A 26,367-nucleotide genomic window follows, 5' to 3' on the forward strand; every position below is an offset into this window, starting at 1 on the left:
ACTGGCTACCGTCCGGAGTTGTTGTCGGAGCGTCGGTCGACCGACTTGGCGGTGAAGGGGGAGTTGAAGGTGCTGCCTCGAAAGTCGAGGTGGTCTCCTCCGTACGTGGAGCCGCGAAAAGGACTCTCCCGGGGGTCGGGGTCCGCCTGGCCGGGGGCCACCGGCTTCGGGTCCAGTTCGTGGAGTACGGCGATGGCGGCTGCGGCGGCGTTCGCTGCGGCGCGGGGCTGGGAGCCCTCGGCGTCGGCGGTGGACTTCTCCGCGTTCGCCTTGTCGCTGATGCCCCGGATGATCAACGCGCCTGCCTGGCCGGCGAGGTGCACCGCGTGGGCGACGCCCGAGCTCTCCATCTCGATGGCGACCGCGTCGTTGTAGCCGGTGCGGATGCGGGCGGCGAGTTCGGAGTCGGAGTCCGCGAGGACCACGTCTCCGACCGCGATCGGCTTGAAGTGCGCCTTCCCGCGCAGGGCTTCCTTGGCCGCCTGCTCCAACTCGTGCGAGGCACGCCAGGCTTCCGGGCGGACCATGAATCCGTCGGGGGTCTGCTTGCCGCCCTGTACGGCGTACACCTTGGTCGCCACGACGACGTCGCCGAGGTTGATGTCGTCCTTCAGGCCGCCCGCGACTCCGACGAACAGCACCGCCTCGGGCTCCAGCCACGACAGCACGCGTTCCGTGAGTGTCGCCGCCGTCAGCGTTCCCTCGCCCATGTCGACCAGGGCGACGTACCAGGGGGTGCCGGAGAGCCTGCCCCGCCGGGCGCGGGTGCCGTAGCGGGGGTGCTTGAGTTTTTCGACGTCGGTGAGGTGCGTGAGGACCGCGTCGTATTCGAGCGGAAGCGCGGTGAGGATCGCTACGGTGGGTTTTGTCTCCGGCACGGGCTCAACGGTACTGCCAAGTGGGCTGGGGAGACCGGGTATTGGGGGGTGCGCGGTGAGTGGGTACGGCGGGGATCATCTCGACTTCCGGGGAGGGGAGTTCAAGGGATCCTTCACGGCGAAGGCGGAGTACCGCGAGCATGCGCCGGCGCCCAGCGCCCTCGACGCCCTACCCGCGCGGGCGGTTGGCTTCACCGGCCGGGAGCCCGAACTCCGGGAGCTGCTCGCCGCGTTCGACCCCGCAGACCCCTCCGAGTCCTGTGCCGCGCCGGAGGCCGTGGTCGTCGCGGCGGTCTCCGGGCTCGGCGGTATCGGCAAGACCGCGCTCGCCGTCGAGGCGGGGTACGAGGCGTGCGGGAGGGGCTGGTTCCCGGGTGGGGTGCTCTTCGTCGATCTGCACGGGTACGACGAGGAACCCGTCACCGCCGGACAGGCACTGGAGGCGCTGCTGCGGGCGCTGGGTACGGAGCCGGAGCACATCCCGGGCGGGGCGGATGCGCGGGCCGCGCTCTATCGGTCTGCTCTCGCCGCCCGAGCCTGCGAGCGGGGCGCGGTACTGATCCTGGCCGACAACGCGTCCTCGCCCGCCCAGGTACGGCCCCTGCTGCCTGGCGGAAAGGGGCACCGACTGCTGGTCACCTCCCGCGATCGACTGCCCCAACTGGGCGCCAGGCTACTGGCGTTGGGCGAACTGACGCCGGAGGAGTCGTACGACCTGCTGGACCGCGCCCTGCGGATCGCGCGCCCCCACGACAGCCGCGTCGCGGATGACCGGGAGGAGGCCGCGCTCCTCGCCGTCCTCTGCGGGCATCTGCCGCTGGCCCTCCAGGTCGCGGCGGCACTGCTGGTCGTGGACCTGGGCAAGCCGGTCGCCGAACTCACCGCTGAACTCGCCGCGTCCCGCGACCTGCTTGGCCACCTCAACGACGGCGAGCGCGACGTCCGAGCGGCCTTCGACCTGTCGTACCGACGCCTGACGCCCGAGCAGGCTCGCGTGCTGCGTCTCCTGGCCCTGGCGCCGGGGCCGGACGCGAGCGATGAGGTCGTCGCCGCGCTCGTCGGGGCGGATGCTCCTCCGGTCCGGGACCTTGAGGCCCTGGTTCGCGCACATCTCGTCGAGCGGGGGCGGGAGAGCGGGCGTCGGCGGTGGCGGTTGCATGACTTGGTGCGGGCGTTTGGGGTCGGTGTGGTCGCGGGGGATGCGGGGTGGGTGGAGGAGGGGGATGCGGCTCGGGGGCGGGTGCTGGACTTCTACTACGGGTGGGCGTGGGCGGCTGATGAGTGGTTGCGGTGGTTGCCGGGGAGTGAGGTGCCGGGGTGGTTTGGTGGGCGAGGGGAGGCTCTGGGGTGGCTGGATGGGGAGCGGTCGGGTTTGGTGGCGGCGGTGGGGTGGGCGGAGCGGGAGCGGTTCGCGGGTGCGGCGGTGTGGCTGGCCGCTTGCCTGGGTGAATACCTGGAGTGGCGGCGGTATTTCGATGACTCGGTCGCTGTGGGCCAGGCCGCAGTGGAGGGCGCTCGCCGTTTCGGGGATCGCTCGGAGCAGGCCATTGCGTGGAACAACCTCGGCGGTGCCCTGCAGGGAGCGGGCCGGGTAATGGAGGCGGTCGAGGCGCACACCCGGGCCCGTGACCTATACCAGGCCGTCGGGGACCGCCGCCGCGAGGCCGGTGCGTGGTGCAACCTCGGCCTCGCCCTGCTGGAGGCGGGCCGGGCGTCGGAGGGGGTCGAGGCCCTAACCCGGTCCCGAGACCTGTGCCAGGCTGTCGGAGACCGCAGCCGCGAGGCCATTGCGTGGCACAACCTCGGCATCGCCCTTCGGGTAGCGGGCCGGGTAGTGGAGGGGGTCGAGGCGCACACCCGGGCCCGTGACATGTACCGGGCTGTAGGAGACCGTCACGGCGAGGCCCGCGCGTGGCACGGTCTCGGCAGCGCTCTGGAGGAGATGGGCCGGGTGGAGGAGGCGGTTGAGGGGTATGGGCGGGCACTGGAGGTCTACCGGGAGTTCGAGGACTGGTACCGGGCGGGCCAGGTTCTCCACGACCTCGCCGTCGTCCACGAGGAGGCAGGCCGTCCCGCCGAGGCCCGTGCCTGCTGGCTCCAGTCCGCCGACGCCTTCACCCGAGCTGGTGACACCGCCGAAGCCGACCGGTCCCGCACCTGGGCCGAGGAGCAGCAAGAACCACCACCCACCCCACCCCTCACCCCTTAACAGCCCCACCCAAAGCAAACCCCCCGCCCAACCGCCGCGCCACCAGCACATACAACAAAATCACCGGCGTCGAATAAACAACCGAGAACGCCGCCAACTGCCCATAAGCCACCATCCCCCGGTTCCCGAAGAACTCGTTGATGCTCACGCTCGCCGGCATCTGATCCGGCGTCAGCAGCAGCATGAACGGGACGAAGAAGTTCCCCCACATCATCACGAACGAGAAGACGGTCACCACCGCCACCCCCGGCCCCATCAGCGGAAGAACGATCCGCACGAGTGACTGAAGCGACGACGCCCCGTCCGTCCAGGCCGCCTCCTCCAACTCCTTCGGTACGCCGTCCATGAAGTTCTTCATCAGCCAGATGCCGAAGGGGAGTTGGGACGCGGCGAAGAAGAAGATCGTGCCCTGCATGGTGTCGATCAGGTTCACCTGCACGAACAACGCGTACACCGGGACCATGATCGCCGTGATGGGAAGGCTCGTCGCGAAGAGGATCGTCAGGAGGAACGGGCGGTTCAGGCGTGACTGGAACCGTGACAACGGATACGCGGCCAAGGCCGAGCACACCACCGTCAGCAAGGTGCCGCTTCCGCACAGGATCAGGCTGTTGAGGAGAGGGGTGAAGGTGATGTCCGGTTTCAGGATCGCGTGGAAGTTGTCCAGGGTCAGGCCGTCGGGGGCCTTCACCTTCAGGTCCGCGTGCGGGTCGAGGGAGGAGAGGATCACCCAGAGCAGCGGCAGCGCGAACGTGGCCGCGACCACCAGCAGCCCCGCATCCGCCGCCAGGCGACGGCTCGTTCGGCGCGAGGAGCGCGAGGAGCGCGAGGAGCGGGAGGTGAGGGAGAAACGAGACGAGAGGGGGAGTGCCATGCGGTCAGACCTCCGTTCGCAGCAGGCGCAGGTACAGCACGGAGAAGAGCGAACCGACCAGGAGCAGCAGCAGGGCGACCGCCGTGCCGTAGCCGATCATGCTGTTCTGGAAGGCCTGTTCGTACATGAAGAGGGGGAGGGTCTGGCTCTTGTCGCCGGGGCCGCCCCGCGTCATCACCCAGATCAGGCCGAAGACGGAGAGGGTCTGGAGGGTGTTGAGCATGAGGTTCGTGCCGATCGAGCGGCGGATCATCGGGAGCGTGATGTGCCACATGCGGCGCCAGCCGCCCGCGCCGTCGACCTCCGCCGCTTCCGTGATCTCCTGGGGGATCTCGTTCAGGGCCGCTGAGTAGACCAGCATCGAGAACGCCGTTCCGCGCCAGACGTTCGCGAACGACACCGCCAGGATCGGGAGCGTGAACAGCCAGTTCTGGGACGGGAGATGGAGCCAGTCCAGGATGGCGTTCAGGGTGCCCTCGCGGCGGAAGAAGGCGTAGAGGAGGAAGCCCGCCACGACCTCCGGGAGTACCCATGCCGTGATCACGATCGCGCCCGTGAGCGTCCGGATCGGCTTGGACGCGCGCTGCATGAGGGTGGCGAGCGCCAGGCCGAGGGTGTTCTGGCCGACCAGGGACGACAACACCGTGAACACCAGCGTCAGCCATACCGCGTTGAGGAACTCCGCGTCCTTGAAGGCCGTACGGAAATTCTCGAAGCCTACGAAGGACGAGTGGGCCTGGCCGGTGAGTTGGAGGTCGGTGAAGGCGATGTAGGCGCAGTAGCCGATCGGGACGGCCAGGAAGAGGAGCAGGAGGATCAGGGCGGGGGAGAGGGGGAGGAGGTGGTGGGTGAGGATGCGGATGCGGGCTCGGGGGCGGGTGCTGGTGCCGTTGTGGGGGTGTTGCTGGTGGGGGGTCGGGCCCGGGGTGGTCTTCGGTGCGTCCGGGCCCGCCGCTTGCCGGGGTGCGGTGGTCACTTCTGGGTGACCTGGTTGTCCGTGGCCGACTTGAGCTCGTCGTCGTACGAACTCGCCGCCTTGTCCACCGACATGTCGCCCGTCGTCACACCCTCCATCGCCTCCTGGATGGCGGTGGAGACCTTCGGGTACGCCGGGTAGGCGGGGCGGTAGTGGGTGCTCGCGACCAGGTCCGTGAAGAACTTGATGCCGGGCTGGGCGGTGGCGTAGGCGGGGTCGGCGGCTACGTCTTTCCGTACGGAGATACCGGAGTTGGCGATGTACCACTTCTCCGCGTTCGCCTTCGTCTGCATCGTCTTGATGAAGTCGAAGGCGAGGTCCGGGTTGCCGGCCTTGGAGGGGATGGCCCAGGTCCAGCCGCCGGACATGCTCACCTTGCCGGGCGCCTGGCCGTTCTGCGTGGGCATGTACGCGAGCCCCAACTCCGTTGACCAGTCCGGCCATTCGTGCCCGCTGCCCTTCAACCAGGCCTGGGGCAGCCATGATCCGTCGAGTGCGATGCCGAGTTTGCCCTTGGGGAGCAGCTCACCGGCCACGTAGGTCTGGATGTTGGGGTCGAGGGCGTCGGACACGTCCGGGCCGAGCTTCTCCTTGTAGACCGTGTGGACGAAGGAGAGGGCGTCCTTGAAACCCTGGCCGCCGGCGATCCACTTCTTCGTCGACTTGTCGTAAAGGGGGTCCGTGGAACCGTCGTTGGTGCCGTAGAGCAACATCTCGAAGCCCTGCATGGTGGCGGCTTCGCCGGCCGGTTTGCCGGTGTAGACGTTGAGGGGGGTGACGTTCGGGACCTTCTGCTTGATCGTGCGGGCCGCGGCGAGGACGTCGTTCCAGGTCTTGGGTTGCCAATTCGCCGGTAGGCCGGCCTTCTTGAAGATTCCCTTGTCGAACCAGAGGCCTCGGGTGTCCGTGCCGTCCGGGACGCCGTACGTCTTCCCGTCCTCGGCCTTGGCGGCGGACTTCGCCGTGTCGATGAACTGGTTCCAGTCCGGCCACTTGGCGAGGTAGGAGTCGAGAGGCTTCAAGTACCCGGACGTGATGTCGCTGTTGATGAGGAACGTGTCCTCGTAGACCAGATCCGGGGCCGTCTTGGGGGAGCGGAGCATCTGCTGGAGCTTGGTGTAGTACTCCGAGTCCGGGGCCTTGATCGGGACGAGCTCGACCTTCTTGCCGGGGTACTGCTTCTCGAACTGCTTCTTGATGTCGGCGAGGTAGGTGTCCATCACCTTGATGGAGTTGTCCGTCGACTGCTTGAAGGAGATCTTGACGGTGTCCGGGCTGCTGCCGGATCCGCTGCTGCAGGCGGTGAGAGTCGTCGCGGCGAGGGAGAGGGCGGCGAGAGCAACTAGGGGTGTGAGTACGGCAGTTCGGTGGGGGCTGGCGGCGGTGGGGCGCACGGGCACGACCTCCTACGGGCTCACTGCGGTGTGGCCTGGGCGGATGGCTGCCCGGTGAAGGTAAGTGGAGTGGTCTAGTCAGGTCAATGAGTCTGCGTGGGATTGGGCGTAGGCAGCTTCGGTGGGGGCGTTGGCTCGGATGAAAGCGGCGGCGGATTGGAGGTAGGCGCTGCGGGCTTCGTTGGGTTGGTGGGCGGCCTTGTGGGCGCGGGCCAGGTTGCTGAGGGTTCGCGCCCTGCCGTACCAGTCGTCGAACTCCTCGCGGATCTCCAGGGACTTGCCGTACGCCTCGATTGCTTCCTCGATCCGGCCCGCCTCCCGAAGGGTGCTGCCGAGGTTGTTCCACGTGATGGCCTCGCTATGGCGGTCTCCGGAGACCTGGTGCAGGTTGAGGACGTGGGTATAGGTATCGATCGACTCTTCTGTCCGGCCTGCGTTGTGCAGGGCGTTGCCGAGGTTGTTCCAAGCCTTGGCCTCAAAGTGGTGGTGCCCAGCGCTCCTGAATAGGTCACGGGCCTGCGTGTGGGCCTCGATCGACTCTTCTGCCCGGCCCGCGCTCTGCAGGGCGTTGCCGAGGTTGTCCCATGCGATGGCTTCATGGAAGTGACCGACGGCTTGAAGCAGGTCACGGGCCTGTGTGTGGGCCTCGATCGACTCCTCTACTCGGCCCGTCTCCCGTAAAGCGATGCCGCGGTGATCCCACGCCCGGGCCTCGGCCACTCCATCGCCGGCATGGTGGGCGCCTTCTCGGGCAGCCTCCGCGATGGCGCTCAGGTCGTCGAAATACCGCCGCCAGTACAGGTACTCCACCAGGCAATCGGATAGCTGTACTGCCATGGACGCGAACTGCTCTCCCCGGGCCCACCCCACTGCTGCGACCAGCCCCGCCCGCTCCCCGTCAAACCAGCCCAACGCTTCCGCACGGTCCCCGAACCGCTGGGGCTCTGCCATACCAGGCAGCCACCGCAACCGATCATCAGCCGCATTCGCCCACAGGTAGTAGAACGCCAACACCCGCTCCCGCGCCGCCTCTCCCTCCTTCCGCAACTCGGCATTCCCCGCCACTACACTTGCCCCGAACGCCCGCACGAGGTCATGCACTCGCCACCGCACCGCGAAAGTTGTCCCAGCCGGGCTTCGCACAGGCATGACGAGATGAGTCGTCGCCAACTCTTCCAACAGGGAGAGCGCAGGCTCGAGTTCGAAGTCAGCCAGCGCGGCGACGGTCTCCGCCCCGGTTTCAGTCTCAGGAGCAAGACACAACAGCCGCAGCAGCCGCGCCTGTTCAGGCGCCAGTCGGCGATACGACGTCTCGAGCACAGGACGCAGGACCAGTGACCGGCCGTACAGGTCCGTCCCGGGGCTGCCGTTGTCGAGTACGACCGTTGGGTCCCCGGCCTTCCGGATCTCGGTTACCAGCGAAGCGACGTCACGTGGTTTGCGCACGCGCAGCATCCCGGCCGCGATCTGGAGAGCCAGTGGCAAGTGGCCGCACAGGTCGGCCAGTTCGCGCAGCGCATCTGGCTCCCGCTCTGGCCGTTTGTCCCGCTCGTCGGTGTCGTGCAAGGCACGGGTCACCAAGGTGACGGACTCCGCCGGGTCGAGCGTCTCAAGGTCGATGAGGCGTACCGAAAGGGCGTGGGGACGGTCCCGGGACGTGATCAGCACCCGGTGATGATCCGCCCCCGGCAGCAACGGCACGTACTGCGAAGGATCCGACGCGTTGTCCAGGATCAGCAGCATCCGCTCCCGCCGCTCGGCGAGAAGCCTCCGGTACAGGTCGTGCTGCCGCTCCGCAGTCGGCGGCAGATCCTGCCCCCGTACACCCAACGCGTCGAGCAACGCCAGTACCGCCTGATCAGCCGTGACCGGATCGTCGTCGTACCCGCGCAGGTCCACGAAGAGCGTCCCACCAGGGAACCAGCCCTGCGCCCGAGCCCGATGCGCCGCCTCCACCGCCAGCGCCGTCTTGCCGATGCCGCCCATGCCGGTGACGGCGAAGATGAGAAGCGGCAGGGTGGACGCGTCGTCCGTGTCGGGGGCCAAGTGCGGGAGCAGCCGGTCCAGTTCGGCCGAGCGCCCGGTGAACCCCAGCGGCCGTGGCGGCAGGGTCGCACTCGCCCGCGGAACCGGCCCGTGAGTGGTGCCCCTACCTCTGCCCCCGCCCGTCGACCCGCTTCCCGACGACGGGACCGTGAAAGGTCCCGCCCCGGAAGTCGATGTGGTCGCCACCGTAGGTCGCTCCGCCGCCACCCCGATGGGGCTCCTCCTCGGCGCCGGCGGAACCCTCGCGCGGCCGGTGCTTCCGCAGCAGCGCCACCGTCACCAACGCCGCCTGCTCGGCCGCCCGTTGCTGCGAACCCGAGGCATCGGCATCGTGCTTGGCGGCGTCAGCTCGATCGCTGATGCCACGGACGACCAGGGCATCCAACTGCCCGTTCAGATGGGCCGCTTGGAGAGCCCCCGAGCCCTCCATCTCGATCGCGCCGGCGTCGTTGTAGTTGCTGCGGATGAACCGGGCGATCTCGGACTTGGCGTCCGCCAGCACTACATCGCCCGTCGCAATCGGAACGAAGTGCGCACGGACATCCGGCATGTCCCGTACAGCGGACCGCGCCGCCTGCTCCAACGCGTGCGACCCCGGCAGAGCCTTCGGCCGGACCAGGAAACCCTCCGGCGTCTGCTTCCCGCCGTGGATCTCGTACACCTGCGTCCCCACGACGACGTCCCCGATCTCGACGTCGTCCTTCAGGCTGCCCGCGACCCCGACGAACAACACGGCTTGTGGACGCAGCCAGTTGATGAGCTGGGTGGTGAGCGAGGCCGCCCGGTCGGCGCCTACGCCCAGTTCACTCAGGGCAACATGCCATGGGGTGCCGGGGAGTTGGCCCCGTTCGGCGCGGGTTCCGTCGCGGTGGACGATTTCCTCTCGCTCCTCGACGTACGCGCGAACGGCGGCGTATTCGAGAGGGAGTGCGGTCAGGATCAGGACTGTGGGCTGCGGCTCCGGCACACTCATAAGGTACTGCGGGGGAAGGGAATCGAGTGCCGGAACAGGACGTGACGGTCGGGCAGTTGCTGCTCGCCGAGTACCAGAGCATCAAGGACGAGCAGAAGGCGCGGATCGGGTTCCGGGACAACCTGCTCTACGTCACGTTGGGCGTCGTCGCCGCCGTCATCGCCGCCGCCGCGCAGGCCAAGCAGGCGTCGATGCTGCTGGCGTTGCCGCCGGTGTGTGTCGTGCTCGGGTGGACGTATCTCGTGAACGACCAGAAGATCTCGGCGATCGGGGCGTACGTCCGCGACGAACTCGGGCCGGGGCTCGCGGCGTTGGCCCAACCGGGCGGTGGGTTCGAGGCGTTCGGGTGGGAGACCGCGCATCGGGGGGACCGGCGGCGCAGGTCTCGGAAGGCGGTTCAGGTCGCGGTTGATCTGACGGCGTTCTGCGTGGTGCCGCTGGCCGCGCTGGCGGTGTTCTGGGTGGATGCGGGGAGTGGACTGCTCGTTGCCATCTCGGGGGCGGAGGCGCTTGCCGTGGCTGGGCTGGCCTGGCAGGTCCTCTGGTACGCGAAGGCCGCGTGAATTCCCGTCCCAGCCCCTACCGTTGATGCACTGGGGGCAGGCGGCGTGAGCCTGGTACGGAACGGTGGGACGAGTGCATGAAAGCTGCGCTGTTGGAGGCTCTGTCCGCCGGGGCCGGTGGGGACGCGGGGCGTTGTGCGGTGGCGGAGCTGGCGCGGAAGTTGGGGCTCGATGGTGGGGCGTCTGCGCGCGAGATCGCCGAGGCGGCGAATGATCCCGCGTGGCGCGATGCCGTACGGGAGTGGGGTGAGGCTCTGGCTGAGCTGCTCTCCGCTGATCCGGATGGTGCTGCCGGTGCGGTTGCGCGGGCCATGGGGAGTGGGAGTGCAGCTTCCTGGTACGACGGGGACCACGCCGATTTCAGGGGCGGGGTGTTTCTGCGGGAGGTCGTCGGCGTACAGGTCGTGATTCAGCGGGGTGGCGCCGCCGTACCCGAGGCGTTGGCCGGGTTGCCGCCGAGGCCTGGTGGGTTCACCGGGCGGGAGGGCGAGACGGCGGCGTTGCTGCGGGCGCTGGACCCGGCGGTTACGTCGGCGGAATCACCGGCGGTACTCGTCGCCGCCGTGTCCGGTCTCGGTGGCATCGGCAAGACCGCGCTCGCTGTCGAGACCGCACATCTGGCGTGCGAGCGGGGCTGGTTTCCGGGCGGAGTCCTCTTCATCGACCTGCACGGATACGACCAGGAGCCGGTCACCGCGGACCGGGCGCTCCAGGCGTTGTTGCGTGCCCTCGGCATTCCGCCGGAACACATTCCCACCACGGCGGATGAACGCGTCGCGCTCTACCGTTCGACGCTGGCGGTGCGTGCGCAGGAGCGCGGTGCGGTGCTCGTCCTGGCCGACAACGCCTCGTCGCCGGATCAGGTGCGGCCTCTTCTGCCCGGTGACGCCCGGCACCACGTCCTGGTCACATCCCGGGACCGGTTGCCTCAACTGGGCGCGCGGCTCGTCCCGTTGGACCAGCTCACGCCGAAGGAGGCGTACGAACTCCTCGACCGTGCTCTGCGGATCGCCGACCCGGGCGACACACGGGTCGTCGACGACCCCGATGCCGCCGAGCAACTCGCTGCCCTCTGTGGACACTTGCCGCTGGCTCTACAGATCGCGGTCGCGTTGCTCGCGGAGGATCCGGGTCAGCCGGTGACCGAACTCGTCGCGGAACTGGGCGAGTCGCGTGATCGGCTCGGTCATCTCGACGACGGGGAGCGGAGTGTCCGTGCCGCCTTCGAACTCTCCTATCGTCGGCTGTCGCCCGAGCAGGCCCGGGTGTTGCGGTTGCTCGCCCTCGCGCCGGGGCCGGAGGTGAGTGACGAGGTCGTTGCCGTGCTGGTCGGGGTCGAGGCGCCTCCCGTGCGGGAGTTGAAGGCTCTGGCGCGGGGGCATCTCGTCGAGCGGGGGAGCGGGCGTGGTTGGTGGCGGTTGCACGACCTGGTGCGGGTGTTCGGGGTTGACGTGGGGTCGCGGGAGGAGGGGGACGTAGCGAGGGAACGGGTGTTGGGGTTCTATCTGCGGTATGCCGATCTGGCGGACGACCGGCTGAGGTGGCTGCCGGGGATGCCGGTTCCGGAGCGGTTCGGGGACCGGGCGCAGGCGTTGGCGTGGTTCGACGGGGAGCGGGCAGGCCTGGTCGCTGCGGTGGGGTGGGCGCGGGAGGAGCGGTTCGCGGACGATGCGGCGCGGCTGGCTACGTGTCTTGTCCAATACCTGGACTGGCGGCGGTATTTCGACGACATGGTTGCCGTGGCGGAGGCGGCGCGGCAGGGCGCCCACCGCGTCGGAGACGGGCTGGGCGAGGCAATGGTGTGGCACAACATGGGTGTCGCTCTATGGCGGGAGAACCGGGCAGAGGAGGCGATCGAGGCCCAGTCCCATGCCCGGGACCAGTTCCAGGCCATCGGAGACGGTCTGCGCGAAGCGATCGCGTGGAACAACCTCGGCCTCGCGCTAAGCCAGGGCGGCCGGTTACAAGAAGCGATCTTGGCCCACTCCCGCGCCCGCGACCTAAGCCGAACCGCCAACGACCGCCGCCGCGAGGCCACCGCGTTGACCAACATGGGCCTGGCTCTCGAAACGGTGGGCCGGACAGCGGAGGCGATCACGGCTCACACTCGCGCCCGCGACCTGTTCCGCGCTGTCGGTGACCGTCACAACGAGGGGCGGGTGTGGAACAGCATCGGCAAAAGCCTGGCCGACGATGGCCAGGTGGACGAAGCCATCGAGGCGTATCGCAGGTCACGGGAGATGTGCCGGGAGTTCGAGGACTCGTACGGCGAGGGACATGCCCTCTACAACCTGGCCCGTGTCCACAAGGCAGCCCACCGCCCCACCGAAGCCCGCACCCACTACCTCCAGGCCGCCGACGCCTACATCCGAGCCAACGCCCCCACCGAAACCGCCCAAGCCCGCACCCAGGCCGCAGCCCTAACCGACCCCCCACTCACCCCTTAACCCACCGATACTGCAACTCAGGCCGCCCCACAGTCCCGTACTGCGGACTACGCGCCGCTCGCCCCGCCTCAACCAAATGCTCCAAATACCGCCGGGCAGTAATCCGCGAGATCCCCACCGCCTCCGCAACCCCCGCCGCAGTAAGCCCCTCCCCACAATCCCGCAGAGCGACAGTCACCTTCTCCAACGTCGGCGCACTCAACCCTTTGGGCAACGCCGCAGGCGACGGCGCCCGCAACGCGGCCAACGCCCGGTCGACCTCGTCCTGACCGCTCGCCTCACCCGCCGCCGCATGGAACTCGGCATACCGCACCAGCCGATCCCGAAGCGTGGCGAACGTGAACGGCTTCAGCACGTACTGCACGACCCCCAGCGACACCCCCTCCCGCACCACGGCCAGATCCCGCGCCGAGGTCACCGCGATGACGTCGGCGTGATACCCGGCCGCCCGCAACGACCGAGCCAACTGCAAGCCATGCGCGTCCGGCAGATGCAGATCCAGCAGCAGCAAATCCACCTGCGTCCGCTCCAACGCCCGCCGCGCCTCCGCCCCCGTGTGCGCCTTGCCCACCGCCACGAACCCCGGCACCCGGCCCACGTACATCACGTGCGCGTCGGCGGCGACGGGATCGTCCTCCACGATCAGGACGCGGATCGGTTCGGCCGTACTCATGAGCTGCCACCTTTGGAAACAGAACCCTGGGACGAAGCCCGCGCCCGACCCGAACTCCCACTCGAATCCGAATCCGAATCCGAATCCGCACCCGAATCCGAACTCGCACCCGCACTCGCCCCAGAACCGGCCCCCGCGCCCGCCCCCACCCCCCACAAAGGCAACCGCACCTCGAACACCGCCCCGCCCCCCTCCGCCTCAGCCACCGTCAACGTCCCCTCATGCCGATTCACCGCCTGCCGCACCAACGCCAGCCCCAACCCCCGACCCCCGGGCCCGGCCGGCTTCGTCGAGAAGCCCCGCTGGAACACCGCCTCGGCGTGCGCCGGATCCACCCCCGAACCCGTATCCGCGACCCGCAGCACCAGCGCGGACCCGTCCGCCCCCGCCTCCGTGTACGCCGTCACCGTCACCCGCGCCCGCAGGCTCCCCTGAGCCGCGTCCACCGCGTTGTCGATCAGGTTGCCGAGGATCGTCACCAAGTCCCGCGCGGACAGCGAATCCGGCAGCAGACCGTCGTCCATGCTGCTGTCCTCGGACACCACCAACTCCACGCCCCGCTCGTTGGATTGGGCCGTCTTGCCGAGCAACAGGGCAGCCAGCACAGGTTCGTTGACCGCCGAAACGACCTGGTCGGTCAGCGTCTGGGCCAGCTCCAGCTCGGCCGTCGCGAAGTCCACCGCCTCCTCCGCGCGCCCCAGCTCGATCAGCGAGACGACCGTGTGCAGGCGGTTCGCCGCCTCGTGGGCCTGTGAGCGCAGCGCCTGCGTGAAGCCGCGCTCCGAGTCCAACTCGCCCATCAACGACTGGAGTTCGGTGACATCCCGGAGCGTCACCACCGTTCCGCGACGCTCACCGCCCGACACCGGCGAGGTGTTCACCACCAGTACCCGGGACGCCGTCAGATGGACCTCGTCCACCCGCTCCTCCGACGACAGCAGTGCGCCCGTCAGCGGAGCGGGCAGGCCGAGGCTCGCCACGGACCGTCCCACCACATCCCCCGTCACCCCGAGCAGTTCCCGCCCGCCGTCGTTCATCAGCGCCACCCGGTATTGACCGTCGAGCATCAGCAGCCCTTCGCGCACCGCGTGCAGCGCGGCCTGGTGGTAGTCGTGCATGTGGCTCAGCTCGGTCGCGTTCATGCCGTGGGTGTGGCGGCGGAGGCGGGCGTTGACTACGTACGTTCCTACGGCACCCAGTGCCAGGGCGCCGGCCGCCACCCCGATCAGCGCCGTGACCTGGTCCTGGACCCGCTGGGTGATCGCCTCGACCCGGATGCCGGCGCTGACCAGGCCGATGACCCGGGTGTGGCCGGTGTCGTAGACGGGGGTGACCGCGCGGACGGACGCGCCGAGGGTGCCGGTGTAGGTCTCGGTGAAGGAGTCGCCCTTCAGGGCGGGCTTGATGTGGCCGAGGAACTTCTTTCCGATCTGCTTCTTGTCCGGGTGCGTCCAGCGGATGCCCTGCGTGTTCATGATCGTGACGAAGTCGACCTGGGTGTCCCGCTGGACCTTCAGGGAGTACGACTCCAGGTGCGCGGTGGGGTTCGACGTACCGATCGCCGCGATCACCGACGGCGAGTCCGCGACCGAGCGCGCCACCGCCATCGCCTGGCGGCCGGCCGCGTCCTCGGCCTGGCTGCGGTCGCTGACGTAGGTGAACAGCGCGTACCCGGCGACGACGACCGCTATCAGCACGGCCTGCATGCCGAAGAGCTGGCCGGCGAGGCTGCGGGGGCGGGGGACGCGGGGAATGCGCATGGGATCAGTGTGCCTCCCCGTCTCTCCGCAGCTCACCCCTCTGATTCCCGTATCTACGCCCGGTGGGTCACGCATGAACTAATTGGCCTCTCCCGACTCCGTGGAGGGGGACTCTCCGACTCCGCGCCGCTGTCCGGCGCTCCTTCGAAGACTTCCTGCTTCAGGCACCGGCCGCCCGCCCGGAGACTCGCCGTGGACTTAATGAACGTAAGGGTGACCGCTCTCACAAGCCGGGAGATAGTCACCGCAACCCCCGGAAGCAGCCGCCTCCCGGACCGGCCCGCAGAGAGAGCTGTGTGGAGATCCCATACGGAGATCCACACGGAACTCCGTACGGAAATCCGCACGGAGATCGGCGCGGACCGCTTGAATTCCCCAAACCCCGGACGTGAGCCGCACTCGCAGCCAGGGTTCCGCCGGTCGTGAGCCGCACGCCGGATGATGCCGACGACGTCGTCAAGGAGGGCAGCCGTGGCCAGCACCCCCGCACCCGCACCTGCCGCACCCGCAGCACCGCCCGTGAAGCGGGACCGCACCCACTACCTCTACATCGCGGTGATCGTCGCGGTCGCCCTCGGCATCGCCGTCGGGTTCGCCGCGCCGGACTTCGCCAAGGAGCTCAAGCCGCTCGGTACCGGCTTCGTCGCGCTGATCAAGATGATGATCTCGCCGATCATCTTCTGCACGATCGTGCTCGGCGTCGGCTCGGTCCGGAAGGCCGCTCAGGTCGGCAAGGTCGGTGGGCTCGCGCTCGCCTACTTCATCGGGATGTCGTTCGTGGCGCTGGCCATCGGCCTGGTCGTCGGCAACATCATCCACCCGGGCAGCGGCATGCACCTGACCGAGGCCGTCAAGGGCGTCGGACACACGCAGGCCCAGGCCGCCGCCGAGGGCCCGGTCGACTTCCTGCTCGGGGTCATCCCGACCACCTTCGTGTCGGCGTTCACCGAGGGCCAGGTCCTCCAGACGCTGCTGATCGCGCTCCTCGCGGGCTTCGCGCTCCAGGCCATGGGCCGGACCGGTGAGCCGGTGCTGCGCGGTGTCGAGTACATCCAGAAGCTGGTCTTCCGCATCCTCGGCATGATCATGTGGGCCGCGCCCGTCGGTGCCTTCGGCGCCATGGCCGCCGTCATCGGCGAGACCGGCATGGACGCGCTCAAGGCGCTGGGCACGATCATGCTCGGTTTCTACGTCACCTGTTTCCTGTTCATCGTGGTCGTGCTCGGCACGCTGACCAAGCTGGTCGCCAAGGTCAGCCTCTTCCAGCTGCTGAAGTACCTCGGCCGTGAGTTCCTGCTGATCGTCTCCACCTCCTCCTCCGAGTCCGCGCTGCCGCGGCTCATCGCGAAGATGGAGCACCTGGGTGTCAGCCGCCCGGTCGTCGGCATCACCGTGCCGACCGGCTACTCCTTCAACCTCGACGGCACGATGATCTACCTGACGATGGCCTCGCTGTTCATCGCCGACGCGATGGACCAGCCGATGAGCATCGGCCAGCAGATCGGTCTGCTGCTCTTCATGATGGTCGCCTCCAAGGGCGCGGCCGGTGTCTCCGGCTCCGGTATCGCCGTACTCGCCAGTGGTCTCCAGTCGCACAAGCCCGCGCTGGTCGACGGCGTCGGCCTGATCATCGGCATCGACCGCTTCATGAGCGAGGCCCGCGCGGTCACCAACTTCGCCGGCAACGCCGTCGCCACGCTGCTCATCGGCACCTGGACCGGCGAGGTCGACAAGGAGCGGGTGGACCGGGTCCTCGCCGGTGAACTCCCCTTCGACGAGAAGACGTTGCTCGACGAGAAGGACGGCGACGACCACCTCGACGGCGTGCCCGAGCAGGGCGGCGAGAAGGAACTCGCCAAGGCCTGAGCGCTTCCTGCTCAAGCGTGGCGCCCGGGCCGACCTGAACACGGTCCGGACGCCCCACGCACTCCGGGCGGCTGGGTGTCCCCCCGTCGCTCAGCCGCCCGGTCCTTACAGGGACGTAGTAGGCCAGTCCTTACAGAGACGTAGTAGGGATGTACTAGCGTGCCGTGCCGTGCCGGAAACCTCCGGCGCCGCACGGCACGTTCACGTTGGGCAGGAGTCACGGGGGCCATGGGCATGAAGATCGACTGGGACCGGCGGCACTGCGCACGGCACGGGCACGCGACCTACGCGCCCGATGAGACGGCACTGCGGGAACGGCTGCGCGCCGAGACCGGGTTCGGGGAGGCCTGGCGCTGTCTGCGCTGCGGCGACTTCGTCCTCGGCGAACCGCACGGCTCGGGGCCCGCCGACCACGCCCCGCTGGTACCGCGCGGCAAGGTGCTGCGGGACCTGTTCATCCTGCGGTTCCTCGCCATCGAGCGGGCCGTGCGCGGGGTGTTCATCGTGCTGGTCGCCGCCGCCGTATGGAAGTTCAGCAACAGTCAGGACGCGGTACGCAAGCTCTTCGACGACTATCTGAACGTCTTCCGGCCCGTCTTCAAGCACTTCCACTACGACCTCGACCACTCGCCGATCGTCGGCACCATCCAGAAGACCTTCGGCTACAAGCACTCCACGCTGGTCCTGGTCGCCGTACTGCTGCTGGCGTACGCGCTGATCGAACTCGTCGAGGCCGGCGGGCTCTGGTACGCCAAGCGCTGGGCGGAATATCTGACGGTGGTCGCCACCGCCGCGTTCCTGCCGCTGGAGATCTACGAACTCACCGAACACATCAGCTGGTTGAAGATCGCCACCCTCGTCCTCAACATACTCGCCGTCCTCTACATCGCCCTGGCCAAGCGGCTGTTCGGGCTGCGCGGCGGGCGGAAGGCTTTCGACGAGGAGCGGGAGAGCGCGTCCCTGCTGGAGGTGGAGACCTCGGCCGGGGTCATGGTCTGACGTCCTGACGTCCGAGGGGATCCCGGTCTGTCACTCTGGTCCGAAACGTCGGAACCTGGGCACTACGGAGGCAGACATGGGCGAACCGGGCGGAGTGGAGTTCGTGAGCGAGGCCGAGTACGAGCGCAGATACGGCGCCGAACGCGAGGCCTCGCCCCTCTCGTTGCAGCAGATCAGCGAACTCTTCTACCAGTTCCTCGCCGCGGTCGCCCGTCCCAAGACCAAGGACTACGACCCCGCCCGCAACCTCACCGAACGCCTCCGCGCGCACCTCGGCACCGCCCCCGGCGACCGGCCCGTCGTCAAGGCCGCGTATCCGCCTTACGACCTCCCGAACGTGCAGCTCGCGCTGGAGAAGTGGTTCGCCGGGGACGGCCGCTCCTACGAACTCGTCGGCATGCGCGGCGCGCAGAACCGCACCGACCTCACCCTCGGCGACATCCTCGAAGCCGCCGACCGCCACGACCGGTTCACCATCGGCGCCGTCGACTACGCCCACCTTCCCATCTCCCCCGACGCCGAACTCGCCTGTGTCTCCTGCGGGTTCTACCTCGGCGTGGACGGCGAGGACCGGTTCGCGGTGCTGCTGCGCGGGCCGGCCGACGAGTACGGGCACAACAAGGTCGAGATCGAAGTCCTCGCGCAGGACAAGGAGTTCGCGGACCGGCTGCTCGCCGAGATCGACGTGCTCGTGCGGGAGCACAACATCTTCCGCGGCCAGGTGCTCTCCTTCGAGGGCTCCGAGTTCGGCCACGGCCTGGGCCCGTTCCGCTTCCACCGCCGCCCGACCCTGACCCGCGACGACATCGTGCTCCCCGAGGGCCTCCTGGAGCGCGTCGAACGCCAGGTCGTCGGCGTGGCCCGCCGCCGCGAACAACTCCGCGCCGCCGGCCAGCACCTGCGCCGCGGCCTCCTCCTCTACGGCCCGCCCGGCACCGGCAAGACCCACACGATCCGCTATCTCCTCTCCCACCTCCCGCAGTTCACGGTCGTCGTCCTCTCCGGCACCACCATCGAGGCGATCGGCCCCGCCTGCGCCCTGGCCCGGATGCTCCAGCCCGCGCTCGTCGTCCTGGAGGACTGCGACCTGATCGCCGAGGCCCGCGACCACGGCAGCGGCGAACAGCCCCTGCTCTTCCAGATCCTGAACGAGATGGACGGCTTGGGCGACGACGCCGACGTCGCCTTCCTCCTCACCACCAACCGCGCAGACCTCCTCGAACCGGCCCTGGTCCAGCGCCCCGGCCGTGTCGACCTCGCCGTGGAGATCCCCCTCCCGGACGCCCCGGGCCGCGCCCGCCTCCTCGGCCTCTACGGCACCGGCCTGGACCTCGACGAGGAGACCACCGCCGAGGTGGTGACCCGCACGGAGGGCACGACGGCGTCCTTCACGAAGGAGCTGGTACGCCGGTCCGTCCTCATCGCGGCCGAACGCGAGTCGGCACGCACGGAACCCGCCGACCTCCGCGCGGCCCTCGACGAACTCCTCTCGGACCAGGACCAGTTGACGCGCCGGTTGCTCGGGGTGTCGTCCCCGGCTACCGAACCGTCCCCGGCAGCCACTCCCGAGCCCGAGTGAAGGTGTAACCGAGCCGCGTGGCACGGGAGTTGTCCATCCCGTAGGAGCGGGCGAAGGAGAAGGGGGAGGTGGTCTCGCCCTCCTTCGCCGTCCTGAACACCACTCTCCCGGACGGGAGTCGGGCGGCGAGCGCCGCGCACAGGTCCTCGGTGGTCAGCGGGTCGTGGGAGGCCGCGTTGACCGGGCCGGTGAAGTCCTGGCCGGCCGTCCAGAAGAGGAAGTCGGCGATCTCGTCGACGTGGATGTACGTCGCCGGGTGGTTGGTGGCGGGGACGGCGATCGGCTCGCCGGTGCGGATGCGGTCGGTGTAGTGGTCCAGGCGGCCGGTGAAGTCGTCGGCGCCGCCCAGGACATGGGCCACGCGGACCGCCGTGTACGGGAACTCCGGCCCGGCCGCCGCGAGCACCGCCTCCGCCTGCCGCTTGCCCTCGCCGTAGTGCGCGTCTCGGAACTCGAGCTGGTCCCAGGGGAGTTGGAGATCCACGGTCACGTCGAGCGGATCGACGGCCCCCTCGCTCACGAGCGCGGGCGAGTCCTCGTACTCGTACACCTCGACCGTCGAGGTCATCACATAGCGGGCGGTGTGGCCGGTGAACACGCGGCGGGCGATCGCCGCCTGGCGCGGGGTGTAACAGACCTGGTCGACGACGACGTCGAAGGTGCGCGGGCCGAGTGCGGCGCGCAGCGCGTCCTCGTCGTCGCGGTCGGCGATCAGGTGCACCACCCCGGCGGGCGGCGCCGACGAACCCCGGTTGAGGACCGTGACCCGGTCCCCGGCGGTCAGCAGCCGCGCGATCAGCCGCTTGCCGAAGTAGCGGTTGCCGCCGATGACCAGGACGTTCCGTGCCTTTTCCATGACCATAATTCTTCGGGCGTACGAGCAGGATCTGAAGGGGGAGACATGGGAGTTCGGGCCACCGCACCGAAAGAACCACGGCATCCGCGAGCGACCGCCGACGAAACACCGGTGGCCTTCGACGGAGTGGACCGGCAGATCCTCCACCTCCTCCAGACCGACGGCCGGATCAAGCTCAGCGAGCTCGGACGACAGGTCCGGCTGAGCCCGGCGGCGGTCACCGAGCGGGTCCGACGACTGGAGGCGGCGGGCGTGATCAACGGCTACGGCGCCCATGTCGTCCCCGGCCGGCTCGGCTACGGCATCCAGGCGTTCATCCGGGTCGACCCGCACGGCGGCTACACCCTGAAGCATCCCCGCACCCTGGAGCTGATCGAGCGGCCCGAGATCACCGAGGTGCACCATGTCGTCGGCGAGGACTGCTGGATCCTCAAGGTCGCCGTCCGGGACACCGTCCACCTGGAGGCGGTCCTCGAAGCGGTCTCCGCCCTCGGGCGCACCACGACCTCGATCGTGCTGACCTCCCCGGTGGAGCGGAAACCGCTGTTGCCCTGACGCCGACGTCAAGGATTACCGTCGTGGACATGCGAATCGGCGAGCTGGCCGCGCGGGCCGGGACCACGACGCGGGCGTTGCGGTACTACGAGTCACGGGGGCTGCTGCCCGCGCGGCGCGGCGGCAACGGGTACCGGACGTACGACGAGGCTGATCTGAAGCTGCTGCGGCAGATCAGGACGTTGCAGGACTTCGGGTTCGACCTGGAGGAGACGCGGCCCTTTGTGGAGTGTCTGCGGGCCGGGCACCCGGAGGGCGACTCGTGCCCCGCGTCGCTCGCGGTCTACCGGCGCAAGCTGGCCGAACTGGACTCCCTGATCGGGGAGTTGCAGGCCGTGCGGGCGGAGATCGGGGTGCGGCTGGCGACGGTCGAGGAGCCACCACCGTTGTGCGAACTGGGAGGGCATGAACTGTGATCGACGTGACCCATGTAATGGACGTGACGGACGAGAATTTCACGGCGGAGGTGATCGGGGCCGAGTTGCCGGTGCTGGTGGAGTTCACGGCGGACTGGTGTCCTCCGTGCCGGCAGATGGCACCGGTGCTGCGCGCCCTTGCCACGGAGGAGGCCGATCGGCTGAAAGTGGTGCAGTTGAACGTCGATCAGAATCCGGAGATCACGAACGCCTACAAGGTTCTCTCGATGCCCACGTTCATGGTCTTCCGGGGCGGTGAGCCGGTGAAGGCCATGGTGGGGGCCCGGCCCAAGCGGCGGCTGCTGGAGGAGCTCTCCGACGTGCTCTGATCCCACCCGCATACGCAAAGAAATCCCCCGAGCAATTGCGCTCGGGGGATTTCTTTGCGTATATTCAATGGTTCGCGACTTCGCAGGAATTGAGTCGCAAAGAGGCTTAGTGAGCACAGTATATATGTCCGGGAGTGGAATTGTCAAACAGCGATGAAATTCACGGTGAGCAGGAATTCATCGACGGTCTGTACGCACGCGTGGACGCGCTGCGCGGCGCCACCGAGGACTCCGTCACGGACGCGCTCGGGCAGGGCAACACGCCCATGCAGGCCCGGCTGGAGCGGGACATCCTGGTCGCCGAGCGCTCGGGGCTGCTCGCCGCGCTGAACGCCGTGGACGGTTCGCTCTGCTTCGGCCGGATCGACCTGACCTCCGGCGTCAGCCACCACATCGGCCGTATCGGCATCCGCTCCGACGACGCCGACCTCACGCCGATCCTGATCGACTGGCGGGCCGACGTCGCCCGACCCTTCTACCTGGCCACCGGCCACACCCCGATGGACCTGCGCCGCCGTCGGCACCTCACCACCGACGGGCGCCGCGTCACCGCCCTGCACGACGAGATCCTCGACCTCGGCGACGCCACCCGCACCGGCCACGAGGACCCCAGCGGCGACGCCGTCCTGCTCGCCGCGCTCAACTCCGCGCGCACCGGCCGGATGAGCGACATCGTGCAGACCATCCAGGCCGAACAGGACGAGATCATCCGCGCGCCCCATCGCGGGGTGCTCGTCGTCGAGGGCGGGCCCGGCACCGGCAAGACCGCCGTCGCGCTGCACCGGGCCGCGTATCTCCTCTACGAACACCGGGAGTTGCTCGCGAAGCGGGCCGTCCTGATCGTCGGCCCGAACCCCGCGTTCCTCGGCTACATCGGCGAGGTGCTGCCGTCCCTCGGCGAGACCGGCGTGCTGCTGGCGACCGTCGGCGAGCTGTTCCCCGGCGTGAAGGCGACGGCGACCGACACCAGGGCGGCGGCGGCCGTCAAGGGGCGGGCGGACATGGCCGACGTCCTCGCCGCCGTCGTACGCGACTGGCAGTCGCTGCCCGACCCGGTCATCGCGATCGAGCACGACCGCGAGATCCTCATGCTCGACGACGGCCTGGTACGGGTGGCCCGCGACCGCGCCCGTGAAGCCCAACTCCCGCACAACGCGGCCCGGGAGCACTTCGAGGGCCACATCCTCAACACGCTCACCGAGATGGTCGCCGAACGCATCGGCACCGACCCCTTCGACGGCAGCAACCTGCTCGACCCCAGCGACATCACCCAGATCCGCGACGAACTCGCCGAGAACCCCGAAGTCTGGGCCGCCATCGACCAGTTGTGGCCGCGCCTGACCCCGCAGTACCTAGTCGCGGACTTCCTCGCCGACCCCGTGGGCTACGTCTCCGACGACGACGCGGACGCCATCCGCCGCCCGGTGACCCGCGCGTGGACCGTGGCGGACGTACCGCTGCTGGACGAGGCCGCGGAGCTGCTCGGGCGGGACGACCGGGTGCGGCGGGCGCGGGCGCAGCGCGAGCGCGAGGAGCAAGTGTCGTTCGCGCAGGGTGTGTTGGACGTGTCCTTCGCGTCCCGGACGTTCGAGTTCGAGGACAAGGAGGAGGGCGATCCCGAGGGTTCCGAGGTGCTGTCGGCGCACGACATCATCGACGCGGAGCGCTTCGCGGAGCGGCATGAGGAGGAGGATCACCGCAGCGCCGCGGAACGTGCGGCGGCTGACCGGACCTGGGCGTTCGGGCACATCATCGTCGACGAGGCGCAGGAACTCTCGCCGATGGCCTGGCGGTTGCTGATGCGGCGGAGTCCTACGCGGTCGATGACCCTGGTCGGAGACCCCGCGCAGACGGCGGAGGCGGCGGGTGTGGGGTCCTGGTCGGGGATCCTCGCCCCGTACGTCGAGGACCGCTTCGACCACCGTCGCCTCGGCGTCAACTACCGCACCCCCGCCGAGATCATGGACCTCGCGGCGGCGGTCGTCCGCGCGGAGAATCCTGACTTCGAGCCGCCTAGTTCGGTGCGAGCCACTGGCGTGCGGCCTTGGGTGCGGGCGACTGACGATCTGCCGGGGGCTGTTGCCAAGGCCGTGGGTGAACTTGCCCCTGCGGAGGGGCGGTTGGCGGTTATCGCGCCTCGGGATCTGCATCGGCGGTTGGCTGCGCGGCTGGACGGGGTGACGGCCGGCGCCGAGCCGGATCTGACGCGGAGTGTTGTGCTGCTTGATCCTCGGCAGGCCAAGGGGTTGGAGTTCGACTCGGTGTTGGTTGTCGAGCCGGGGCGGTACGGGACGAGTGATTTGTATGTGGCGTTGACTCGGGCTACGCAGAGGTTGGGGGTGTTGCATACGGGGTCGCTGCCGCTGAGCTTGGCGGGAGCGGGGACGGTGTGAGGGCGGCTGGTGTTGGTGGCCGGTGTTGGTGTGGGCGTTGCTGGGGGCTTCGCCCCCAGACCCCCGTCGGCCCTGAAGGGGCCTCGTCCTCAAACTCCCCCAGAGGGGGGACCCCCAACGGGCTGGATTTTGCCGGCCTGGGTCAGCAAGTGCCGGATGGGCTGGAATGTGGCGGCCGGGGTTGAAAAGGTCCCGACCGGCGCTGTGAAGGTGCCGGCCGGGAACTGGAGTTGTGGCTGTTACGCCGGGCGCAGCCAGACCGTCGCCAAGGGGGGCAATGTCAGGCGGATGCTCGTCGGGCGGCCGTGCCACGGTTGGGGTTCGGGCTTGATGGGGTCCGGGTTGGTGATGTCGCTGCCGCCGTAGCGGGCGGTGTCGGTGTTGAGGGTTTCGTGCCAGGCGGGGATGTCGTCGGGGGTGCCGAGGCGGTAGTCGTGGCGGACGACGGGGGAGAAGTTGCTGACGGCGAGGAGGGGGGAGCCGTCGGTGTCGTAGCGGAGGAAGGCGAAGACGTTGTCCTCTGAGGCGTCGCCGGTGATCCATTGGAAGCCGGAGGGGGATGTGTCGAGCTGCCAGAGGGCGGGGGTGTGGCGGTAGACCGTGTTGAGGTCGCGGACCAGGTCGCGTACGCCTCGGTGGTCGGCCTCGGCGCCGTAGGAGGGGTCCAGGAGCCACCAGTCGGGTCCGTTTGTCTCCGACCACTCCGCGCCCTGGGCGAACTCCTGGCCCATGAAGAGGAGTTGCTTGCCGGGGTGGGCCCACATGAAGGCGAGGTAGGCGCGGAGGCTGGCGCGTTGCTGCCACCAGTCGCCGGGCATCTTCGACACCAACGAGCGCTTGCCGTGGACCACTTCGTCGTGGGAGATGGGGAGGACGTAGTTCTCGCTGTAGGCGTAGACCATGGAGAACGTCATCTCGCCGTGGTGGTGTTTGCGGTGGACGGGCTCGTGCGACATGTAGTCGAGCGAGTCGTGCATCCAGCCCATGTTCCACTTCAACCCGAAGCCCAGGCCGCCGAATCCGCCGGGTCCGACGTGGTCCGTGGCGCGCGTGACGCCGTCCCAGGCGGTGGACTCCTCGGCGATCGTCACGACACCGGGCACCCTGCGGTACACGGTCGCGTTCATCTCCTGGAGGAAGGCGACCGCGTCGAGGTTCTCCCGGCCGCCGTGCTCGTTCGGGGTCCACTGGCCCGGCTCGCGTGAGTAGTCGAGGTAGAGCATCGAGGCGACCGCGTCCACGCGCAGGCCGTCGATGTGGAACTCCTCGCACCAGTAAACGGCGTTCGCCACAAGGAAGTTGCGGACCTCGCGGCGGCCGAAGTCGAATTCCAGGGTGCCCCAGTCGGGGTGCGCGGCCCGGAGCGGGTCCTCGTGCTCGTACAGGGGGCGGCCGTCGAACTCGGCCAACGCCCAGTCGTCGCGCGGGAAGTGGGCCGGGACCCAGTCCATGAGGACGCCGATACCGGCCTGGTGCAGGGCGTCTACCAGGAACTTGAAGTCGTCGGGGGTGCCGAGGCGGGAGGTCGGGGCGTAGAAGCCGGTGACCTGGTAGCCCCACGAGCCGCCGTACGGGTGCTCGGCGACCGGCATCATCTCGACGTGGGTGAAGCCCAAGTCCTTGACATAGGCGGGGAGTTGCTCGGCGAGCTGGCGGTATGTCAAACCCGGTCGCCAGGAGGCGAGATGGAGTTCGTAGATGGAGAGGGGCGCTTCGTGGGCGGGGAGTTCGACGCGCTGGGCGAGCCATTCCGCGTCGTTCCACTCGTAGTGCGAGGCGTGGACGATCGAGGAGGTGGCGGGCGGGACCTCGGTGCGCCGGGCCATCGGGTCGGCGCGCATCGTCTTCGACCCGTCGGGCCGGGTGATCTCGAACTTGTACAGCTCGCCCTCGCCGACGCCCGGCATGAACAGTTCCCAGACGCCGGTTCCGCCGAGTGAGCGCAGCGGGGCGCCCGTCCCGTCCCAGAAGTTGAAGCTACCGGCGAGGCGCACGCCCTGAGCGTCCGGCGCCCACACGGTGAACCGGGTGCCGGTGACCCCCTGATGCGTCATCGTCCGCGCCCCGAGCGCCTGCCACAACTCCTCGTGCCGGCCCTCACCGATCAGGTGGAGATCCAGATCGCCGAGCGCGGGGAGGAACCGGTACGCGTCCTCGACCTCCTGCACGGTGCCTTCGTAGGCCACGGCGAGCCGATACTCCGGCACGCCCTGGAGCGGGACCAGTCCTGAGAAGAACCCGTCCCCGTCGTCGTGCAACTCGGCCTTCAACTGCCCTGCAACGACGGTCACTCCGAGCGCGAACGGCCGAAACACCCGGAACGCCACTCCGCCGGGGACCAGGTGGGCGCCGAGGACGGAGTGGGGGGCGTGGTGGGTTCCGTGGAGGAGGCGGTCGCGGTCTGGGGCGTCCAGGGCGGGGGAGATGGTGATGGTGGGGGGAGTGGGTGGGGTCGGGTTGGAGGTGAGGGTGGGGGAGGTCGGTGGGGTGGGCTGTGTGGCGGACTCCGGGGCGTCGGCCGGGGCCACTGCGGTGGGCGGGGCCGAGGGGGTGGCCAACTGCGGGGTGGTGGCGGCCGCTG

At 69.0% G+C, this 26,367-nt stretch carries 20 protein-coding genes; 10 read left to right on the forward strand and 10 right to left on the reverse strand.

What is annotated here, in order from left to right; genetic code table 11:
• Positions 1–5: 5 nt before the first annotated feature.
• Positions 6–878, reverse strand: coding sequence for a nucleosidase (locus tag OG588_RS34555; protein ID WP_405950657.1), 873 nt, complete (start codon positions 876–878; stop codon positions 6–8).
• 55 nt (positions 879–933) lie between these two features.
• On the opposite strand from OG588_RS34555, the gene OG588_RS34560 reads away from it, so the two are divergent.
• Positions 934–3,087, forward strand: coding sequence for a tetratricopeptide repeat protein (locus OG588_RS34560; RefSeq protein WP_405950658.1), 2,154 nt, complete (start codon positions 934–936; stop codon positions 3,085–3,087).
• Here the strand turns inward: OG588_RS34560 and OG588_RS34565 are convergent.
• From OG588_RS34565 to OG588_RS34585, 5 genes are all read right to left on the reverse strand, one after another.
• Positions 3,077–3,961, reverse strand: coding sequence for a carbohydrate ABC transporter permease (locus tag OG588_RS34565; RefSeq protein ID WP_405950659.1), 885 nt, complete (start codon positions 3,959–3,961; stop codon positions 3,077–3,079). The genes OG588_RS34560 and OG588_RS34565 overlap by 11 nt on opposite strands.
• 4 nt (positions 3,962–3,965) lie before the next feature.
• Complete coding sequence (locus OG588_RS34570; protein WP_405950660.1) at positions 3,966–4,937, reverse strand: carbohydrate ABC transporter permease; 972 nt, start codon at positions 4,935–4,937, stop codon at positions 3,966–3,968.
• A complete protein-coding gene (locus OG588_RS34575) occupies positions 4,934–6,337 on the reverse strand; it encodes an extracellular solute-binding protein (protein WP_405950661.1) in 1,404 nt (467 codons plus the stop codon). The genes OG588_RS34570 and OG588_RS34575 overlap by 4 nt, the downstream gene beginning before the upstream one ends.
• A gap of 72 nt (positions 6,338–6,409) precedes the next feature.
• Positions 6,410–8,317: a tetratricopeptide repeat protein gene (locus tag OG588_RS34580; RefSeq protein WP_405953281.1), complete on the reverse strand. Its 1,908-nt coding sequence runs from the start codon at positions 8,315–8,317 to the stop codon at positions 6,410–6,412.
• A 163-nt stretch (positions 8,318–8,480) separates the two neighbouring features.
• Entirely contained in the window at positions 8,481–9,344 is an 864-nt protein-coding gene (locus OG588_RS34585; RefSeq protein WP_405950662.1) for a nucleosidase, read from the reverse strand.
• A 32-nt stretch (positions 9,345–9,376) separates the two neighbouring features.
• On the opposite strand from OG588_RS34585, the gene OG588_RS34590 reads away from it, so the two are divergent.
• Together OG588_RS34590 and OG588_RS34595 are read left to right on the forward strand one after the other, a co-directional pair.
• Complete coding sequence (locus OG588_RS34590) at positions 9,377–9,913, forward strand: hypothetical protein (RefSeq protein ID WP_405950663.1); 537 nt, start codon at positions 9,377–9,379, stop codon at positions 9,911–9,913.
• Positions 9,914–9,990: 77 nt separating this feature from the next.
• Positions 9,991–12,360, forward strand: a complete 2,370-nt coding sequence (locus OG588_RS34595) for an ATP-binding protein (protein WP_405950664.1) — start codon at positions 9,991–9,993, stop codon at positions 12,358–12,360.
• Here the strand turns inward: OG588_RS34595 and OG588_RS34600 are convergent.
• A complete protein-coding gene (locus OG588_RS34600) occupies positions 12,350–13,033 on the reverse strand; it encodes a response regulator (protein ID WP_019060799.1) in 684 nt (227 codons plus the stop codon). The genes OG588_RS34595 and OG588_RS34600 overlap by 11 nt on opposite strands.
• A complete protein-coding gene (locus tag OG588_RS34605) occupies positions 13,030–14,793 on the reverse strand; it encodes an ATP-binding protein (RefSeq protein WP_405950665.1) in 1,764 nt (587 codons plus the stop codon). The genes OG588_RS34600 and OG588_RS34605 overlap by 4 nt, the downstream gene beginning before the upstream one ends.
• A gap of 438 nt (positions 14,794–15,231) precedes the next feature.
• Here OG588_RS34605 and OG588_RS34610 point away from each other — a divergent pair, with 438 nt between their 5' ends.
• The 3 genes from OG588_RS34610 to OG588_RS34620 all read left to right on the forward strand — a co-directional run bounded on the left by OG588_RS34610 (position 15,232) and on the right by OG588_RS34620 (position 19,237).
• Positions 15,232–16,659, forward strand: coding sequence for a cation:dicarboxylate symporter family transporter (locus OG588_RS34610; RefSeq protein WP_405950666.1), 1,428 nt, complete (start codon positions 15,232–15,234; stop codon positions 16,657–16,659).
• A gap of 234 nt (positions 16,660–16,893) precedes the next feature.
• Positions 16,894–17,658 (forward strand): DUF2127 domain-containing protein, encoded by a 765-nt coding sequence (locus tag OG588_RS34615; RefSeq protein WP_405953282.1) that lies wholly within the window; start codon positions 16,894–16,896, stop codon positions 17,656–17,658.
• Positions 17,659–17,734: 76 nt separating this feature from the next.
• Complete coding sequence (locus OG588_RS34620; RefSeq protein ID WP_405950667.1) at positions 17,735–19,237, forward strand: AAA family ATPase; 1,503 nt, start codon at positions 17,735–17,737, stop codon at positions 19,235–19,237.
• Here OG588_RS34620 and OG588_RS34625 read toward each other — a convergent pair.
• Positions 19,197–20,099 (reverse strand): NAD-dependent epimerase/dehydratase family protein, encoded by a 903-nt coding sequence (locus tag OG588_RS34625; RefSeq protein WP_405950668.1) that lies wholly within the window; start codon positions 20,097–20,099, stop codon positions 19,197–19,199. The two genes, OG588_RS34620 and OG588_RS34625, sit on opposite strands and share 41 nt — an antisense overlap.
• 39 nt (positions 20,100–20,138) lie before the next feature.
• Between OG588_RS34625 and OG588_RS34630 the strand changes: the two genes are divergently transcribed.
• The 4 genes from OG588_RS34630 (at position 20,139) to OG588_RS34645 (ending at position 23,786) form a co-directional block, all read left to right on the forward strand.
• The gene (locus tag OG588_RS34630; RefSeq protein WP_405950669.1) at positions 20,139–20,648 is read left to right on the forward strand and encodes an Lrp/AsnC family transcriptional regulator; all 510 of its coding nucleotides are present in this window, start codon (positions 20,139–20,141) and stop codon (positions 20,646–20,648) included.
• Positions 20,649–20,677: 29 nt separating this feature from the next.
• The gene (locus OG588_RS34635) at positions 20,678–21,064 is read left to right on the forward strand and encodes a MerR family transcriptional regulator (protein ID WP_019060807.1); all 387 of its coding nucleotides are present in this window, start codon (positions 20,678–20,680) and stop codon (positions 21,062–21,064) included.
• Positions 21,065–21,081: 17 nt separating this feature from the next.
• Entirely contained in the window at positions 21,082–21,393 is a 312-nt protein-coding gene (trxA, locus tag OG588_RS34640) for a thioredoxin (protein WP_405953283.1), read from the forward strand.
• A 158-nt stretch (positions 21,394–21,551) separates the two neighbouring features.
• On the forward strand, positions 21,552–23,786 hold the full coding sequence (locus OG588_RS34645; RefSeq protein WP_405953284.1) for a HelD family protein: 2,235 nt from the start codon (positions 21,552–21,554) through the stop codon (positions 23,784–23,786).
• 239 nt (positions 23,787–24,025) lie between these two features.
• Here OG588_RS34645 and glgB read toward each other — a convergent pair whose 3' ends face one another.
• Positions 24,026–26,344: a 1,4-alpha-glucan branching enzyme gene (gene glgB / locus OG588_RS34650; RefSeq protein WP_405950670.1), complete on the reverse strand. Its 2,319-nt coding sequence runs from the start codon at positions 26,342–26,344 to the stop codon at positions 24,026–24,028.
• Between the last annotated feature and the right edge of the window lie 23 nt (positions 26,345–26,367).

The organism is Streptomyces prunicolor (assembly GCF_045162825.1).
Taxonomy (GTDB): domain Bacteria; phylum Actinomycetota; class Actinomycetes; order Streptomycetales; family Streptomycetaceae; genus Streptomyces; species Streptomyces prunicolor.